The organism is Streptomyces sp. NPDC059695 (assembly GCF_042733785.1).
Classification (GTDB): Bacteria; Actinomycetota; Actinomycetes; order Streptomycetales; family Streptomycetaceae; genus Streptomyces.
This window is the reverse complement of the sequence record NZ_JBHWFF010000034.1, coordinates 1-14566: the sequence shown is the minus strand read 5'-3', so window position 1 is coordinate 14566 and position 14566 is coordinate 1. Positions and strand designations below refer to the sequence as shown.

At 76.1% G+C, this 14566-nt stretch carries 15 protein-coding genes; 4 read left to right on the top strand and 11 right to left on the bottom strand.

The window, feature by feature from the left end; translation table 11 throughout:
• Nucleotides 1–58 precede the first annotated feature (58 nt).
• The 9 genes from ACFV2S_RS31115 to ACFV2S_RS31075 form a co-directional block, all read right to left on the bottom strand.
• A complete protein-coding gene (locus tag ACFV2S_RS31115) occupies nucleotides 59–271 on the bottom strand; it encodes a DUF397 domain-containing protein (protein ID WP_063992029.1) in 213 nt (70 codons plus the stop codon).
• A gap of 250 nt (nucleotides 272–521) precedes the next feature.
• Entirely contained in the window at nucleotides 522–776 is a 255-nt protein-coding gene (locus ACFV2S_RS31110; RefSeq protein WP_385566534.1) for a type B 50S ribosomal protein L31, read from the bottom strand.
• Nucleotides 777–781: 5 nt separating this feature from the next.
• Entirely contained in the window at nucleotides 782–946 is a 165-nt protein-coding gene (gene rpmG, locus ACFV2S_RS31105) for a 50S ribosomal protein L33 (protein WP_041129871.1), read from the bottom strand.
• 94 nt (nucleotides 947–1040) lie between these two features.
• Complete coding sequence (locus ACFV2S_RS31100) at nucleotides 1041–1751, bottom strand: hypothetical protein (RefSeq protein WP_385566527.1); 711 nt, start codon at nucleotides 1749–1751, stop codon at nucleotides 1041–1043.
• The gene (locus tag ACFV2S_RS31095) at nucleotides 1748–2305 is read right to left on the bottom strand and encodes a SigE family RNA polymerase sigma factor (protein WP_385566522.1); all 558 of its coding nucleotides are present in this window, start codon (nucleotides 2303–2305) and stop codon (nucleotides 1748–1750) included. The genes ACFV2S_RS31100 and ACFV2S_RS31095 overlap by 4 nt, the downstream gene beginning before the upstream one ends.
• A gap of 315 nt (nucleotides 2306–2620) precedes the next feature.
• Nucleotides 2621–3211, bottom strand: a complete 591-nt coding sequence (locus ACFV2S_RS31090) for a hypothetical protein (RefSeq protein ID WP_385566517.1) — start codon at nucleotides 3209–3211, stop codon at nucleotides 2621–2623.
• 120 nt (nucleotides 3212–3331) lie between these two features.
• Complete coding sequence (locus ACFV2S_RS31085; protein WP_385566512.1) at nucleotides 3332–5425, bottom strand: FUSC family protein; 2094 nt, start codon at nucleotides 5423–5425, stop codon at nucleotides 3332–3334.
• Nucleotides 5426–5911: 486 nt separating this feature from the next.
• On the bottom strand, nucleotides 5912–7057 hold the full coding sequence (locus ACFV2S_RS31080; RefSeq protein ID WP_385566507.1) for a DUF2786 domain-containing protein: 1146 nt from the start codon (nucleotides 7055–7057) through the stop codon (nucleotides 5912–5914).
• Nucleotides 7033–7425 (bottom strand): winged helix-turn-helix transcriptional regulator, encoded by a 393-nt coding sequence (locus ACFV2S_RS31075; protein WP_385566503.1) that lies wholly within the window; start codon nucleotides 7423–7425, stop codon nucleotides 7033–7035. The genes ACFV2S_RS31080 and ACFV2S_RS31075 overlap by 25 nt, the downstream gene beginning before the upstream one ends.
• A 73-nt stretch (nucleotides 7426–7498) precedes the next feature.
• Here ACFV2S_RS31075 and ACFV2S_RS31070 point away from each other — a divergent pair, with 73 nt between their 5' ends.
• The 3 genes from ACFV2S_RS31070 (at nucleotide 7499) to ACFV2S_RS31060 (ending at nucleotide 11253) form a co-directional block, all read left to right on the top strand.
• Nucleotides 7499–8329, top strand: coding sequence for an NAD(P)H-binding protein (locus tag ACFV2S_RS31070; RefSeq protein WP_385566499.1), 831 nt, complete (start codon nucleotides 7499–7501; stop codon nucleotides 8327–8329).
• 87 nt (nucleotides 8330–8416) lie between these two features.
• The gene (locus ACFV2S_RS31065; RefSeq protein WP_385566495.1) at nucleotides 8417–9166 is read left to right on the top strand and encodes an ABC transporter ATP-binding protein; all 750 of its coding nucleotides are present in this window, start codon (nucleotides 8417–8419) and stop codon (nucleotides 9164–9166) included.
• Entirely contained in the window at nucleotides 9160–11253 is a 2094-nt protein-coding gene (locus ACFV2S_RS31060) for an FtsX-like permease family protein (RefSeq protein ID WP_385566490.1), read from the top strand. Before ACFV2S_RS31065 ends, ACFV2S_RS31060 begins: the two co-directional genes overlap by 7 nt.
• A 271-nt stretch (nucleotides 11254–11524) precedes the next feature.
• Here ACFV2S_RS31060 and ACFV2S_RS31055 read toward each other — a convergent pair whose 3' ends face one another.
• Together ACFV2S_RS31055 and ACFV2S_RS31050 are read right to left on the bottom strand one after the other, a co-directional pair.
• The gene (locus ACFV2S_RS31055) at nucleotides 11525–12082 is read right to left on the bottom strand and encodes a GNAT family N-acetyltransferase (RefSeq protein WP_383799022.1); all 558 of its coding nucleotides are present in this window, start codon (nucleotides 12080–12082) and stop codon (nucleotides 11525–11527) included.
• Nucleotides 12083–12109: 27 nt separating this feature from the next.
• A complete protein-coding gene (locus ACFV2S_RS31050; protein ID WP_385566483.1) occupies nucleotides 12110–13036 on the bottom strand; it encodes an NADP-dependent oxidoreductase in 927 nt (308 codons plus the stop codon).
• A gap of 142 nt (nucleotides 13037–13178) precedes the next feature.
• Here ACFV2S_RS31050 and ACFV2S_RS31045 point away from each other — a divergent pair, with 142 nt between their 5' ends.
• Nucleotides 13179–14423: a LuxR C-terminal-related transcriptional regulator gene (locus ACFV2S_RS31045; RefSeq protein ID WP_385566478.1), complete on the top strand. Its 1245-nt coding sequence runs from the start codon at nucleotides 13179–13181 to the stop codon at nucleotides 14421–14423.
• Nucleotides 14424–14566 lie beyond the last annotated feature (143 nt).

The following is a 14566-nucleotide window of genomic DNA, read 5'->3' as shown; positions in this document are numbered from 1 at the left end:
GAACGGAAGAAGGGCCCCGACGGCAACCGTCGGGGCCCTTCTCGCGTCTCAGAGGTCGTCAGACGAGGTGGTCGAACTCGCCGTCCTTGACGCCCAGCAGAAGGGCCTCGATCTCGGCGGGTGTGTAGACGAGCGCCGGCCCGTCGGGGTGCCGTGAGTTCCGCACGGCGACGTCGCCCCCCGGGAGTTTCGCGAACTCCACGCAGGACCCCTGGGAGTTGCTGTGCCGGCTCTTCTGCCACACGACTCCTCGCAGCTCAGTGGCCGCCATGCCGTTGTACGCGTGATGCGCATGATGCACTGGTAGCTCCCCGAGTTGCTTGGTGCAGGTGTCAACTTCCTCGGATCATAGCTGTGTTCATATGCCGATGCATGAGCAGATGCACGTGCACAAGGGGTGGCGTAGCGACTACGCGACGGAGAGTTCTACCGTCGGGTAGGCCCCGTCCGACGCGTCATCGGTGGAGGTCAGGCGGCCGGACCCCCGGCCGCCGGGGCTGCCGCGGGGCCGACCGGGGACATCAGGGCGCCTCGCGCCGCCCGTAGCGCTTCTCGAAGCGCTCGACGCGGCCGGCCGTGTCGAGCACGCGCGCGGTGCCCGTATAGAAGGGGTGGCTCGCCGAGGAGATCTCGACGTCGACGACGGGATAGGTGCGACCGTCCTCCCACTCCACCGTCTTCTCGCTGCCGAGGGTGGAGCGGGTGAGGAAGGCGAAGCCGCCGGCCTTGTCCCGGAAGACGACGGGCCCGTAGACGGGGTGGATGCCGGGCTTCATGAGGGTCAGCGCTCCTCTCGGAAGTCGACGTGCCGGCCGGCGACCGGGTCGAACTTGCGCAGGCTGAGCCGGTCGGGGTCGTTGCGGCGGTTCTTGCGGGTGACGTAGGTGAATCCGGTTCCGGCGGTGGACCGGAGCTTGACGACGGGGCGGAGCTCGTTGCGTGCCATGGTGTGCAGGATAAATGAAAATGAATCCCATTGCCAATAAATCTGCCGGTGGGGCCCCCACCCCCGCCGGCGCTGGGCACGGAGGGGCGCGCGGTCAGTTCCCCAGGACGGCCAGGCGTGCGCCCGCGCGGTCGTAGAGCGTGACGGCGGTGACCCCGCCGCCGCCCGGACCGGTGCGCGCGTACCAGACGCCCCAGCCCGGACGGCCCGGGAGTTCGAGCAGGGTGGCGAGGACCGTGCGCCCCCCGGGCCCGGTGGTCAGCTCGACCCGGCCCGCCGCGCCCGTCCCGTAGTAGAGCCCCGAGTGGAAGGCGCCCTGGGGACCGCCCTCGCTCTGATAGCTGACGTCCGGCCGCGAGCGGTCGATGTTGCCGTCGGTCACACGACGGAAGTTCTCCAGACCGTCCGGGCCCTTCCAGTGCTTGCCGTCCCCGGTCAGCCACACCGTGTACCCGTGCCCGGCGTCCACCCGCTCGCCGGGGCGCACGGTGCGGATCCGGTCCGGGGCCTGCGTGGGCCGGACGGCGGTCGGCGGCGCGGCCACGCGCACCGGCTCCGGCGGTGACGACCGTACGGGGACGAGGGCGACGACCGCCGCCACGGCCGCCGCCGCTCCGAGCACCGAGAGCGCCGACAGGCCCGCCGTCCGGCGGCGGCGGCGCGCCCGGCCCGCGCGCCGCACGGCGGCCAGCGGCACCGGCCCCGGGGTGACGTCGAGCGCCGCGCGGGCGAAGGCCGCCCGGACGTCGCCGTCGGCGGGGCCGGACGCGGACGGGCCGGGCTCCGGCAGGGGCGTGGGGTTCATCGGCGGGCTCCGGAGGAGAGGGGGAGGGAGGGGACGGGGGCGGCCGGGACGCCGGCGAGCCGGGGGTGGGCGCGCAGGGCCGCGAGGCCGCGCCGGGCGTGCGACTTGACCGTGCCGAGCGAGCAGCCGAGCACGCTCGCGATCTGCGGCTCCGTCAGGTCCTCCCAGTAGCGGAGCACCATCACGGCGCGCTGGCGGGCGGTGAGGTCCGCGAGGGCGGCGAGCAGCGCCGTGCGCTCCTCGACCGCCTCCGCGTGGCCCGCCGAGGTGTGGCGGAGCGACTCCGGCAGCACCGGCGTCAGGAGGTGGACGACCCGCTTCCGGCGCACCCTGCTGAGGTTGTTGTTGATCAGCGCGCGGCGCACGTAGAGGTCGATCTCGGCGCGCGGAACCCGCCGCCAGCGCCCGTAGACCTTGGCCAGCGTCGTCTGCACCAGGTCCTCGGCCTCGTGGAAGTCCCCGGTCAGGAGCTGCGCCGTGCGCACCAGCCGGGGCCAGGCGGCGACGGCGAACGCGGCGAAGCCGTCGTCCTCGGTGGCGGACTCCTGCGGCACGGTGTCGGACCTCGTGATCTGTCGGTGGAGGGAAGGGGTGGGGTGGTGGGGGGGGGGCCCCCCGCCGCGGCCCCCCCCCCGGGGGGATATATATAGTCGGCTGCGCCCCCGCTAAAGATTGTTTTTTATTCTGGGTGGGGGGGGGTGGTATCGGGGGGGCGCGGCGCGCCGCCGCGGGGGGGGGGGGGGGGGGGGGGCGGGGGGGGGGGGGCGCTGTGTGTGGGGGGGGGGGGGGGGGGGGGGGGGGGGGGGGGGGCCGGGCCCCACCCCGTGCCGGGCCCCCCACCGGTGGCGTACGCGGTCACGTACGCCGGGTCAGGACGTCCGGGCCGGCAGCTCGGCCAGGAGCTTGCCCGCGCGGTCGTAGAGCGCCACGGACGGGCTGTCCTTGGACGCTCCCGCGTGGGTGTACCAGACGCCCCAGTCGGGGTGTCCCGGCAGGGCGACGAGCGTGGCGACCGTCTTGTGGCCCCCGGCGTCGGTCAGTTCGACGCGGCCCGCCCTCTTCGTCCCGTAGAAGAGGCCCGAGTGGAACGCGCCCGCCGGGCCGCCCTCGCTCTGGTGGCTGACGCCGGGCTGCAAACGGTCGATGTTGCCGTCGACCACGCTGCGGAAGTTCTCGAATCCGTCCGGGTCCGCCCAGTGCTTGCCGTCCTCCGTCAGCCACACCGTGTACCCCTGCCCGGCGTCGATCCGCTCGCCGGAGCGGACGGTACGGATCCGGGCGGGGGCCTGAGCGGCGGCGGCGGGGGCGGCGGCGTCCTTCGCCGGGGCCGCGGGGGCGGCGGCCTTCGCCGGGGCGGACACGGCGGCCGGCGCAGGGGACCCGGCGGCGCCCACCGCCGACGGTGCCGCGATCACCGCGGCGGCCACGACGCCGGCGGCGGCCAGCAGGTACTTCTTCATCCGGTTGCTCCTCGGGATCTCCGGGGGACGCGACCGTTCGCGCCCCTCGTCCCTTTCAACTCCCGCTCCCACCGCTCCGGATGACACGCCGTCGAAATCCGCCGCCCGGAACTCGCGTCGTCAGCGGCGCCTTCTCGACTCCGCCAGGGCCGTCGTGAGCTCCTCCAGGCAGCCGAGGAGCAGGACGGCGCCCTTGTCGAGCAGGAAGTGGTCGGGCGGTGCGGCGGACCAGGCGGCGACCGTCTCGCGCAGGTCGTCCCACCGCGGCTCCCTGCGCTCCCGCACGTCCTTCGCGCCCCGCTCCGCCGACCGGTGCAGGGACTCGGCGAGAGTCGCGGCGGCGGGCACGGGCGGGGCGCCGTGCTCCGGCAGGTGCGCCTCCAGGAGCATCACCACCCGGCCGAACTCCGCGAGCGCGTGCTCGGCCTGCTCCACCGCCGCGTGCGAGAGCCCCCGGTGCCGCACCGGTTCGTGGGTCGCCCGGGCCACCGCCTCCTGCCAGGCCACCCGGGCCGCGCGGGTCCTCAGGAGCGCCTCCCGCACGTCGGGGCTGGCCGGCCCGGCCGGGTCGGCGTACCGGGCGGTGACGACGGCCGCGTACGCGCCGACCGACGCCAGCCAGTCCGCGAGCCGGCCGCGCAGCCGGGGCGTCTCCCACGCCGGGTAGACGGCGTACGACAGCATCGCCAGGAGCCCGCCGACCAGGGTCAGCAGCACCCGGTCCCGCACGGTCTGGCCCAGGCCCGCGCCGGCCATGCCCAGCAGGAAGACGACGTACGCGGAGACGAAGACCTGGGCCGCGGCGTACCCCGTCCGCATCAGCAGGTACATCCCGAAGGCGCACAGCACCGCGAGCGCGGCGGAGAGGTACGTGCCCGGGTGCGCCGACTGCACGACCGCCGTCGCCAGCGCCACGCCCACGAGGGTGCCGCCGAACCGCGCCACCGCGCGCGCGTACGTCTGCGAGAAGTCCGGGCGCATCACCATCACCGAGGCCATCGGCGCCCAGTAGCCGTGGCCGAAGGGGAGCCAGCCGCCGAGGAGGTAGCCCGCGGCCGCGACGGCGGACACGCGCACCGCGTGCCGCAGGATCGGGGAGTCGGGGCGCAGCTCGGCGCGTGCCTTCGCGAGGACGACGGGCGCGAGACCGATGAGGGTCGGACGGGTCCGGTGCGCCCGGCGGCCCGTGCCCGCCGCCCCCGCCGTCTCCTTCGTCCCCGCCGTCTCCGTGCGCGGTTCCGCCGTCTCCACGACGTCGTCGAGCAGCGCCACCAGGCGCAGGGCCGCCCTGCGGGGCGGGCCCCTGAGGATCGTGACGGTGTCCGGGTTGCGGAGGGCGGCCTGCGCGGGCGGCCGCAGGACGACCGGTTCGCCGTGCCGGATCGCGTGCGCGGCGGCGTCCAGGACCTCCCCCGCCGCGCCGAGCACCTCCCGCACCCGGGCCCGCGCGGGCCCCTCCTCCGGGACGCCGACCGCCGGATCCGCCAGCGAGGCCAGGACCGGACGGATGCGTTCCGCGAGCCCCCGCGCGCCGTACAGCTCCGCCGGACGGGTACGGGCCTGGCGGGGCGTCACGGCGGCGGCGTTGCGGGCCGTCATGAGCGGTACCGGGTCGAACGGGGCGACCGGGTCGTGGCGCAGCCTGCGGGCGTAGTCCGCCTCGGCGGCCAGCGCGTCCGCGAGGGCGTCACGCTGGGCGCCCCAGCGGCGGACCGGGAGGAGGACGACGAGGGCGGCCTGGACGACACCGCCCGCGAAGATCACGGCGGCATGGCCGGCGGCGGTGGCGACGGAGGTCGGCAGGGTGACCGTCACCAGCATGATCGCCACGTTGGAGGAGGCGATGATGCCGGCGGTCGGGCCCGCGGCCCAGGCGAGCCCCGACAGGAACGTCCAGAGCACCAGCAGGGCGAGGAAGAGGACGGTGTGCGCCGCGGTCAGGTACCCGAGGAAGGTGGAGACGGCGAGGCTCGCGCCGGAGGCGAGGGCCAGAGTGGGGCGGGGGCGCCAGGAGCGCTGGAAGGTGGCGATGGCCGCCTGGAAGGCGCCGAAGGCGGAGGACGCGGCGACGGCGGGGCCGAACAGGGCCAGGGAGAACCCGACGACGAGGGCGAGACCGAGTGCTCCGCGGGCCGCGATGGCGGGTTCGAGCCGCCGCCGCTCGACGGTGAGCCCGGAACGGGCGGTCTCCTTCAGCGCCCGGAGCCAGCTCATAGGCAGAGCGTATCCGCGAACGGGGACGAATCAGGCTTTTCGCTTGCCGAGCGCGGCCGCGGCCTTGGCGTCCCCACCCCCGTTGTGGGCAATCGTTCCGCTGGGGCGATGGGGGTCCCCCCTGCTCGAGCGAAGCCGAGAGCTTGGGGGAGGGTGGGCACAACGGAACGGCGCCCCGTGCCGGGCCCAGGCTCCCGCGCCCTGACCCGCACCGAACGGGCGCCGTCACTGGGCTGCGGGTCCAGGCACAGAACGCGGAGGCGCCGCGAAGCGCGCCGTCCCGTGTGCCCACCCGTCCCGCCCCAGCGGGACGATTGCCCACACGGGCAGCGGCCCGAGGCGCCACACGGGCGTGGGCGAAGGCCCACACGGGCGCGGGCGCGTGCCCGCATGGGGCGGCACCGCACGGGCGCGGGCACCGCCCGGCCAGGCGCCGCCCAGGCGTGGGCGCCGCGCAGGTGGTGGGCCTCGGGTCGGGTCCGGGTGCTACGGCAGGCGGGGGTGGGGCGGGTGGAGGCCCGCTCGGTCGGCGGCCGACGCGCCGCCCGTCCACCCCGCCTCGTCCCACGCCGCCCGCACCCGCGTCGTCCGCGTCTCCGGGAAGAGCTCGTCCGTCCGCGCGCCCACCGCCACCTCCCGGGAGGCCAGGGCGGGCAGCAGCGTGGGCGCCTCGGCCGCCACCCGGCGGGACGTCGCCGAGAGCCGGGCGCCGAGCCGGTTCGCGTACGCGAGGAGGAAGGACTGCCGGAAGGACTTCGTGCGCTTGCGGCCGCCCGCCCGCTGCTCCGCCTCCGCCCGCGTCATCGCCGCCGTCCCCTGCACGAGCAGCGAGGTGTACAGCAGCTCCACGGGGTCCAGGTCCGCCTCGAAGCCGACGACGGTCGAGAAGCCGTACGCCTCGTTCCACACCGCCCGGCAGTGGTTCGCCGTGGCCACCGCGTCGAGCAGGATCGCCTTGGCCTGCTCGTACGGCGGCTCCACCCCGATCCGGATCGCGCCCGGCGTCTCCGGGCTCGGCGCGCCCGCCGCGAGTGTCGCCTCGTCCAGGCTGTGCCGGGCCATCAGCTCCTGCGCCTTGGCCGTGAGCGCCTCCGCCTCCTCCGGGTAGCCCGTCGCCTCCGCCTTCGCGAGCAGCGCCCTGATCCGGGTCAGCATCCGGGGCTCGCCCGCGGCAGCCGGCGGCAGGGCCTCCCCGGGGACGGGGCCCACCGCGTCGAGGCGCGGCAGCCGGACGAGCAGCCGGTACAGCTCCAGGACCGCGGTCGCCCGGGAGAAGCGGTCCGCCGGGCGGGCGGCGCCGGAGTCCGGGCCGTCCAGGTCGTCCAGCTGCGCCCGCCAGCGGTGCGGGAGCCGCTCGTACCCGGCCGTCTCCGCCCTGATCAGCCCCGCCAGGAGCCGTACGTGCTCGTCCTCAAGCTCGCGCCGCGCCGTCCGCGCCAGGTCCGCGGGCTGCCAGCCCCGGCTCCACAGCGTCCGTACGAACTCCTCTCCGCGCCGGGCGAGTTCCGCGTCCGTGCCCGGGTCGGCGGCCAGCAGGGAGGCCGCCGTGTCGAGGGAGCCGTCGTCGCTCGCGTACAGCGCCGCGAAGGCCTTCTCGATGGTGCTGCTCACTGCGTACCCCTCGTGTCCCATGCCTCGCGCGACCGGGCGATCACCGCGCGGTGGTCGAGCGACCAGTCGACCAGCTGTCTGATCAGCCGGGTCATGCTGTGCCCGGTCTCCGTGAGCGCGTACTCCACCTGCGGCGGGGTCGTCGGGTACACCGTCCTCGACACGAGCCCGTCCCGTTCGAGGCGGCGCAGCGTCAGGGTCAGCATCCGCTGCGAGATCCCGGTGACGAGCCGCTGGAGCTCCCTGAACCGCCTCGGCCCGGCGGCGAGTTCGACGACGACGTGCACCGTCCACTTGTCGCCGAGCCGGTCCTGGACGTCCCGCACCCCGCAGTCCTCGGCACAGCTGACCAAGGGCTCGGTGGTTACCTCCGTGTGCCCCTCTGACATCAATGTGCCTCCTTCCGCACTCCTGACCGTCCCGTCACGATGGTCTCAGCCGTCACCACCCCAGGGGGAATCCATGCTGCTCGTCACCGGTGTCTCCGGCGCCCTCGGCTCTCTCGTCGCCGCACGGCTCGCCGGCCGCGACGACGTCGTCCTCGGCACCCGCGCCGGGCTTCCCGGCACCCGCCGCCTCGATTTCGACGCCCCGGAGACCCTTCCCGGGGCCTTCGCCGGGGTGGACACCCTGCTCCTGATCTCCGCCGGGTACGGGGAGGACGACGTGGTCGTCGCCCGCCACGAGGCCGCGATCTCCGCCGCCGAGGCCGCCGGTGTCCGCCACGTCGTCTACACGAGCCTGTCCGGCGACGGCGACCACCTCGCGTACGCGCTCGCGCACCGCTGGACCGAGCGGCGGCTCCGGCGGTCGACGGCCCTCGACTGGACGATCCTCCGCAACGGCCTCTACGCCGAGTTCCTCACCTGGATCGCCGCCCCCGACGCCGAGCACCGCGTCACGGGCCCCCTCGGCGCGGGCCGGCTCGCCGCCGTCGCCCGCGAGGACCTCGCCGACGTCGCCGTCGCCGTCGCCACGGACCCGGCCGCGCACCGGAACCGGGTGTACGAGCTCGTCGGCGAGCGCGCCCTCGGCGGCGCCGACCTGGCGGCGGCCCTCGGGGCCGCGTACGCCCCCGGCACGCTCGCGGAGGCCCGCGCGGCGATCGCCGCGTCCGGCGCCGTGCCCTTCCAGGTGCCGATGCTGGCGAGCACGTACTCGGCGATCGCCCACGGCTTCCTCGACGGCACGGGCGTGGACCGGGGCCATCTGCGCGCGCTGCTCGGCGGCCGCGAACCCCGTGACGCGCTGGACGTGTTCGTGGCGGCGGTGCGGGCGGCACGGGAGGGCTGAGCCGAGCCCGGGGGTAGGGCCAGGCCCACCCCCGGGACGCCCGGTGGTGGTCGTGATCGGAGCGGGCCGGGACGGTTCGCTTGGACCATGACCTCGAACGCCGCCGTACGGCTCCGCCGGCTCACCCGGCACCACCGCGACGTCCGCGCCCTCGACGGCGTCGACCTCGACTTCCGCACCGGGACCTTCACCGCCGTCATGGGCCCTTCCGGCTCCGGCAAGTCCACCCTCCTGCAGTGCGCCGCCGGCCTCGACCGGCCCACCGCCGGGACCGTCGAGGTCGGCGGCACCGCCCTCCAGGGGCTGAGCGAGCGGCGCCTCACGCTGCTGCGGCGCGACCGGATCGGCTTCGTCTTCCAGTCCTTCAACCTGCTGCCCTCCCTGACCGCCGCGCAGAACGTGGCCCTGCCGCTCCGGCTCGCCGGCCGCCGCCCGTCCCGTACGGAGATACGGGAGGCACTCGCGCGCGTGGGTCTCGCCGGGCGGGAACGGCACCGGCCCGGGGAGCTGTCCGGCGGCCAGCAGCAGCGGGTCGCGATCGCCCGTGCGCTGATCACGCGGCCGGCCGTCCTCTTCGGCGACGAACCGACCGGCGCGCTCGACTCGACGACGAGCCGGGAGGTCCTCGGCATGCTGCGGGAGCTGGTCGACCGGGACGGCCAGACGATCGTCATGGTCACCCACGACCCGGTGGCGGCGTCCCGCGCGGACCGCGTGGTCTTCCTGACCGACGGACGGGTCGCGGGCGAACTGGCCTGCCCGACCGTGGAGTCGGTGACGGCACGGATGGCCACCCTGGAGACCGCGGGCGTCCCCGTCGGAGGTGCGGCGTGCTGACCGTCGTACGCGCCGGGCTCCGTGCCCGCTGGGCCTCCTTCCTCGGCGGCTTCGTCGCCCTCGCGCTCGGTGTCGGGCTGCTCGCCACCATGGGGCTCGGGCTCGCCGCGACGTCCCACGCGCCCGAGCGTCCTCCCGAGCGGTTCGCCTCCTCGCCCGTCGTCGTCCAGGGCCGGGACCGGCTGGCACTGGACGTACGGCGCGGGCCCGTGACCGCGCCCGTGGAGCAGCGGCTCGACCGTCCACAGCCTGTGGACGGAGAACTGGTCCGCGAGCTCCGCGCCCGCTGGAGGGTCACCGCCTCCGGCGGCCCCGACGCCGTCGGCGTCGACGCCCCCGCCGCCGAGGTGCGGGCGCTCGTCGGCGACCGCGCCCGGGTCCTCACCGGCGCCGAGCGCGTCCGGGCCGACCCCGACCCCGAGCGGGACGCCCGCGCCCTCGTCACCCTCAACGCCCTCCTCGGCACCTCCGGCGGCGTCACCGCCTTCGTCTCCGTCTTCGTCGTCGCGTCCACCTTCGCCTTCGCCGTCGCGCTGCGCCGGCGCGAGTTCGGGCTCCTGCGCACCGCCGGAGCCACCCCCGGCCAGATCCGGCGGCTCCTGCTCGCCGAGGCCGCGGTGCTCGGCGTGCTCGCCTCCGCCGCCGGGTGCGCCCTCGGCGCACTCGGCGGGCCCCTCCTCGCCCGGACCCTCGTCGACGGCGGCCTCGCGCCCGCGTGGTTCACGGTCGGCGGCCCCTCCTGGCCCTTCCACGCGGCCTTCTGGACCGGGGTGACCGTCGCCCTCGCCGGAGCCGTCGCCGCGTCCCGGCGGGCCGGGAAGGTCGGTCCGACGGCCGCGCTGCGCGAGGCGGACGTCGACGCCGACGCCCTGCCCCGCGGCCGCGCGGTCCTCGGCACGGGCCTGGTCCTGGCCAGCCTCGGGCTCCTCGCCTGGACCTGCGCCACGGACCCGTCCGCGCTGCTCAAGCGGAAGACGTACACGACCCTGCCGATGCTCCTGATCACCGGCGCCGCGCTGCTCTCGCCGCTCCTCGTCCGGCCGGCGGCCCGGCTGCTGCGGGCGCGCGGGGCGGTGGGGACGCTCGTACGGGAGAACAGCGCGGCCGCCGTCCGCCGCACCGCCGCCGTCGCCGCGCCCGTCCTCGTGACCGTGGCGCTCGCCGGGACGCTCTTCGGCTCGGCGACGAGCGTCACGCGCGCGAAGGAGACCGAGGCCCGGGAACAGACGAACGCCCAGTACGTCGTCGGCGGCGCGGACTTGAGGCCGCCGGTCGCCGCACCGGCCGGAGCCGTCCTCTCCGCGACCGGGGCGACCTCCGTCTTCGTACGGGACGGGGACGAGGCCGTCGTGAAGTACGGGGCACGGGCGGTCGCCGACCCCGCCGCCTTCGCGGAGCTCGCCCGGCTGCCGGTGACCGCGGGGGACCTGCGGGACCTGGACGACCGGTCGATCGTCGTGAACGAGGAGTTCGAGCGGCACCGGGTCGGCGAGACCGTCGAGGTGTGGCGGGCGGACGGGAGCGGCCCCGTACGGCTCCGCGTCGCGGCCGTCCTCGCGCTCGGGACCGGCGACAACGGGCCCTACGTCACCCGGGCCAACGCGCCGGGCGCCACCCTCGACCGGATCGACGCGCGCGGGGGCGGGGCGGCGACGGTCCGGGCCCTGGAGGCGAGCGGAGGGACGGCGCCCTCACGCGCGGCGGGCACCACCCGGGCGTCCCGCCTGGGCATGGTCCTGGTCCTGGGCATCGCCCTCGTCTACACGGTCATCGGCCTCGCCAACACCCTGCTCATGGCGACCTCGGTACGGGGCGGGGAACTGGCCTCGCTGCGGCTCGCCGGGGCCACCCGGAGCCAGATCCTGCGGGTCGTGACCGGTGAGGCGGCGCTGGCCGTCGCCATCGGGACGGCGCTGGGCCTCGCGGTGACGGCGGTGGTCCTGGGCACGCTGGGAGCGGCCCTGGCGACCCTGTCGGCGCCGGTGGCCCTGGCCCTGCCGTGGGGCACGGTCGGCGCGGCGGCCGGGGTGTGCGGGGCGGTCGCGGTCGCCGCGTCGGCCGTCCCCGCGTGGCGGCTCACGCGCTGAGCGGCGATGGTGGGACGACGGGGCGGCGACCGGGGTCGGAGCCGGGTCACCGCCCCGCCCGTGCGAACGGTGCGGGCGGTGCGGGTCCACCCCCGTGGGACCGGCACCGCCCGACGGTCCGGAGGACGGCGTCCACCCCGGTGCGGCCCGTCGTCCCCTTGGGGAGGGACGGGTGGGGCCAGGGGGCGGTTCCCCCGGCCGGTCCCGGGCGGCCCGGGTCCGTGCCGGTATGTGCCCGGCGGGCCCGCACCGGGCACACCGGGCGCGAGGGTTACGACGCGGCCCGGGCGCGCCACTCCGGCGCCAGGATCGACCAGATCTCCTCGTCGTGCCGCTCGCCCCGGTACAGGTAGCTCCCCCGCAGGACTCCGTCCCGCGTCATCCCCAGCCGCCGGGCCACCGCGATGCTGGGCTCGTTGGACGAGGAGACCACCCATTCCACCCGGTGGATCCCCCGCACCTCGACCGCCCAGTCGATCAGCGCCCGCGCCGCCCGGGTCACCAGGCCCTTGCCGGCGGCCGCCGGCTCCAGCCAGCAGCCCGCCTCGGCCCTGCCGCCGGCGGCGTCGAACGTCCGCAGGATCACCGCGCCGACGAGCGTGCCGTCGGACCAGATGCCGTGGATGCGTCCGGTGTCGGCCGCCGCCCGCTCCGCGTACGCCCGCAGGAAGGCCCGGCTCGACTCCAGGTCGGTGACGACGTCGGGGAGCCCGTTGCGGGCGCCGATGAACTCCCGCCCCCGGTCCATGTGCGCGAGGAACTCCTCGGCCTGCCACGGTTCGAGCGGGCGCAGCTCCGCGCCGTCGTCACCCAGGGACCTCGCGTACATCGGCATCGCCTTCCTCACGTCAGAGTGCTACGGGATCAGGACGATCTTGCCCCGTACATGACCCGTCTCGCTGGACTCCTGCGCACGGGCCGCCTCCTTCAGCGGCAGCGTCTCCGCCACGCGGACGGTGAGCGCGCCCTCGACCGCGAGGCGGGCCTGGTCGGTGAGCCCGCGCCGCACGACGTCCGGCTCCGCGGTGACGCCCGAGAAGACGATGCCGTGCTCCGCCGCGTCCGTCGCGGCGATCGTCACGATCCGCTCCTTCGCCGCGTCGCCGCCGCCGAGCAGCTCGACGGCGACCGGCAGGACTCCGTGCCCGGCCGCGTCGAAGACCGCGTCGACGCCCTCCGGGGCGGCGGCCCGGACCCGGTCGGCCAGCCCGTCCCCGTAGGCGACGGGGATCGCGCCGAGCTCCCGCAGGTACGCGTGGTTGGACTCCGAGGCGCTGCCGATCACCGTGATCCCGGCCGCGACCGCGAGCTGCACGGCCACCGAGCCGACGACGCCCGCCGCGCCGTGCAGGAACAGCGTCTCGCCCTTCCGCACCCGGAGCAGGTCCAGGACGCGCTGGGCGGTCTCGCCCGCCACCGGGAGGGCGGCCGCGGCCTCCCAGGAGAGCCCGGCGGGCTTCGGGGCGACGGTGCCGGCGATGGCGTACTCGGCGTAGGCACCGGTCTTCGTCCAGCCGAGGACCTCGTCGCCGACGGCCAGGTCGGTGACGCCCTCGCCGAGCGCGTCGACGGTGCCGGCGAACTCCAGGCCGGGGACGGCGGGGAAGGTCGTCGGGTAGAACTCCTCGACCCAGCCGTAACGCCGCTTCCAGTCCACCGGGTTGACCCCGACCGCCGCCACCCTGACCCGGACCTCGCCGGGGCCGGGCTCCGGCTTCTCGACGCCGGCCTCGTGGCGCAGCACCTCGGGGCCGCCGAACTCCTCGTACACGATCGCTTCCATCTCAGCCTCCGCTGCCGCCCGTTCGATCTTCGATGCCCCCATCCTGCGCTCCCGCCACCCCTCCCCCCGCCCTCCCAACGGCCAGTCCCGCCTGGCCGAAAGACGGGCCGTCAGCCGAACGCCCCCGACTAGGCTGAGCCGCATGGACGCGCTCACCCTGACCACCGCGTACGAGATCATCAGGCAGCCGCTCGGGGAGATCCTCCCCAAGGTCTCGGCCGCCCTCGCACCGCTGGTCCCGCACGTGGACGCGGCCGAACTCTCCACGCACTGCGCCCACTCCCCCTTCAAGACACTCGGCGGCACGGAGCTGATGACCGCCGCCGAGCTGACCCCGCTGCTCGCGGCCGGCGTCCCCGGCGCGCCCTGGCAGGGACGCGCGACGATCGGCGGCCGGGAGCGCGAGGTCCTCGCCGTCACCAGCCACGCGACCCGGCGCGGAGCGGTCCTCGTGCTCGTACGGGAGGACGGCGCCGCCCCGGCCGGCGCGTCCGCGCTCACCGCGGCCCAGGCCCTGTGGGACCTGGTCACCGGGCACTTCGAACGCTTCGCGACGGAGGCCATGCCGGGCGCCCTGGCCCGTTCCCGGGCGGCGGCCGACACCCGCGCGCGCGTGATCGCCGAACTCACCGCCTCGCACGCGGCGGCCCTCTCCGGAGTCCTCGGGGTGCTGCGCAGCCGGGCCCTCGACGACACGACGGCCCGGGCGACCGCCACCGACCTGGCCGCGACCGCGCTCGTCGAGTGGCGGGCCGAGCAGCGGCGGGACCGGGCGCTCGCGGAGGAGCCCGCCGACGACGCCTTCGAGCGGCTGGCCGGCGAACTGCGGCCCATGCTGCGGCACAGCAAGGTCCGGCTCGACCTGGGCGCGCCCGACTCGACGCGCTCGCTCGCGGCCGATGTCGCGCACAGCGCGCGGGCCATCGTCCGGTCGCTGCTCCTCATCGTCCTGGAACAGGAGTCCGTGCACCGGGTCCACGTCGGCTGGCAGCTGACCGAGCACGAACTGCGGGCCTCCGTGCGGGACGACGGCGCCGGCGCCCTCGCCGCCTGCGACCTCGGCGCCGGCACGATCCGGGACCGGCTCGACGTCCTCGGCGGGCGGCTCGACATGGACGCGGTCCCCGGATGGGGCACGACGATCACGGCGGTCGTCCCGCTGGCGACCCCGGAGGCCCCGGTCGAGGCCGCGCACCCCCTGACGGGGCTCGGCGAACGGGAGGTGGAGGTGCTGCGGCACCTGGCGCTCGGGCACCGGAACCGGCGGATCGCGGAGCAGCTGCACATCAGCGAGTCGACGGTGAAGTTCCACGTGGCGAACATCCTGAACAAGCTGGGCGTCGACTCCCGCGGCGAGGCGGCAGCCCTCTTCCACGCGGCGGCCTGACCCGCTGCCGTGTGGGCGGTCGTCCCGCCCGTTGTGGGCCTTCGCCCACGCCCGTGTGGGCAATCGTCCCGCTGGGGCGATGGGGGTCCCCCCTGCTCGAGCGAAGCCGAGAGCTTGGGGGAGGGTGGGCACACGGGACGGCG

Bases quoted from the DNA above. Each gene is read 5' to 3' on its own strand.
- ACFV2S_RS31080 (WP_385566507.1), bottom strand. From the start codon at position 7,057: ATGGGACACGAGGGGTACGCAGTGAGCAGCACCATCGAGAAGGCCTTC.
- ACFV2S_RS31115 (WP_063992029.1), bottom strand. From the start codon at position 271: ATGGCGGCCACTGAGCTGCGAGGAGTCGTGTGGCAGAAGAGCCGGCAC.
- ACFV2S_RS31085 (WP_385566512.1), bottom strand. From the start codon at position 5,425: ATGAGCTGGCTCCGGGCGCTGAAGGAGACCGCCCGTTCCGGGCTCACC.
- ACFV2S_RS31100 (WP_385566527.1), bottom strand. From the start codon at position 1,751: ATGAACCCCACGCCCCTGCCGGAGCCCGGCCCGTCCGCGTCCGGCCCC.
- ACFV2S_RS31110 (WP_385566534.1), bottom strand. From the start codon at position 776: ATGAAGCCCGGCATCCACCCCGTCTACGGGCCCGTCGTCTTCCGGGAC.
- ACFV2S_RS31070 (WP_385566499.1), top strand. From the start codon at position 7,499: ATGCTGCTCGTCACCGGTGTCTCCGGCGCCCTCGGCTCTCTCGTCGCC.
- ACFV2S_RS31055 (WP_383799022.1), bottom strand. From the start codon at position 12,082: ATGTACGCGAGGTCCCTGGGTGACGACGGCGCGGAGCTGCGCCCGCTC.
- ACFV2S_RS31045 (WP_385566478.1), top strand. From the start codon at position 13,179: ATGGACGCGCTCACCCTGACCACCGCGTACGAGATCATCAGGCAGCCG.
- ACFV2S_RS31075 (WP_385566503.1), bottom strand. From the start codon at position 7,425: ATGTCAGAGGGGCACACGGAGGTAACCACCGAGCCCTTGGTCAGCTGT.
- rpmG (WP_041129871.1), bottom strand. From the start codon at position 946: ATGGCACGCAACGAGCTCCGCCCCGTCGTCAAGCTCCGGTCCACCGCC.
- ACFV2S_RS31065 (WP_385566495.1), top strand. From the start codon at position 8,417: ATGACCTCGAACGCCGCCGTACGGCTCCGCCGGCTCACCCGGCACCAC.
- ACFV2S_RS31090 (WP_385566517.1), bottom strand. From the start codon at position 3,211: ATGAAGAAGTACCTGCTGGCCGCCGCCGGCGTCGTGGCCGCCGCGGTG.
- ACFV2S_RS31050 (WP_385566483.1), bottom strand. From the start codon at position 13,036: ATGGAAGCGATCGTGTACGAGGAGTTCGGCGGCCCCGAGGTGCTGCGC.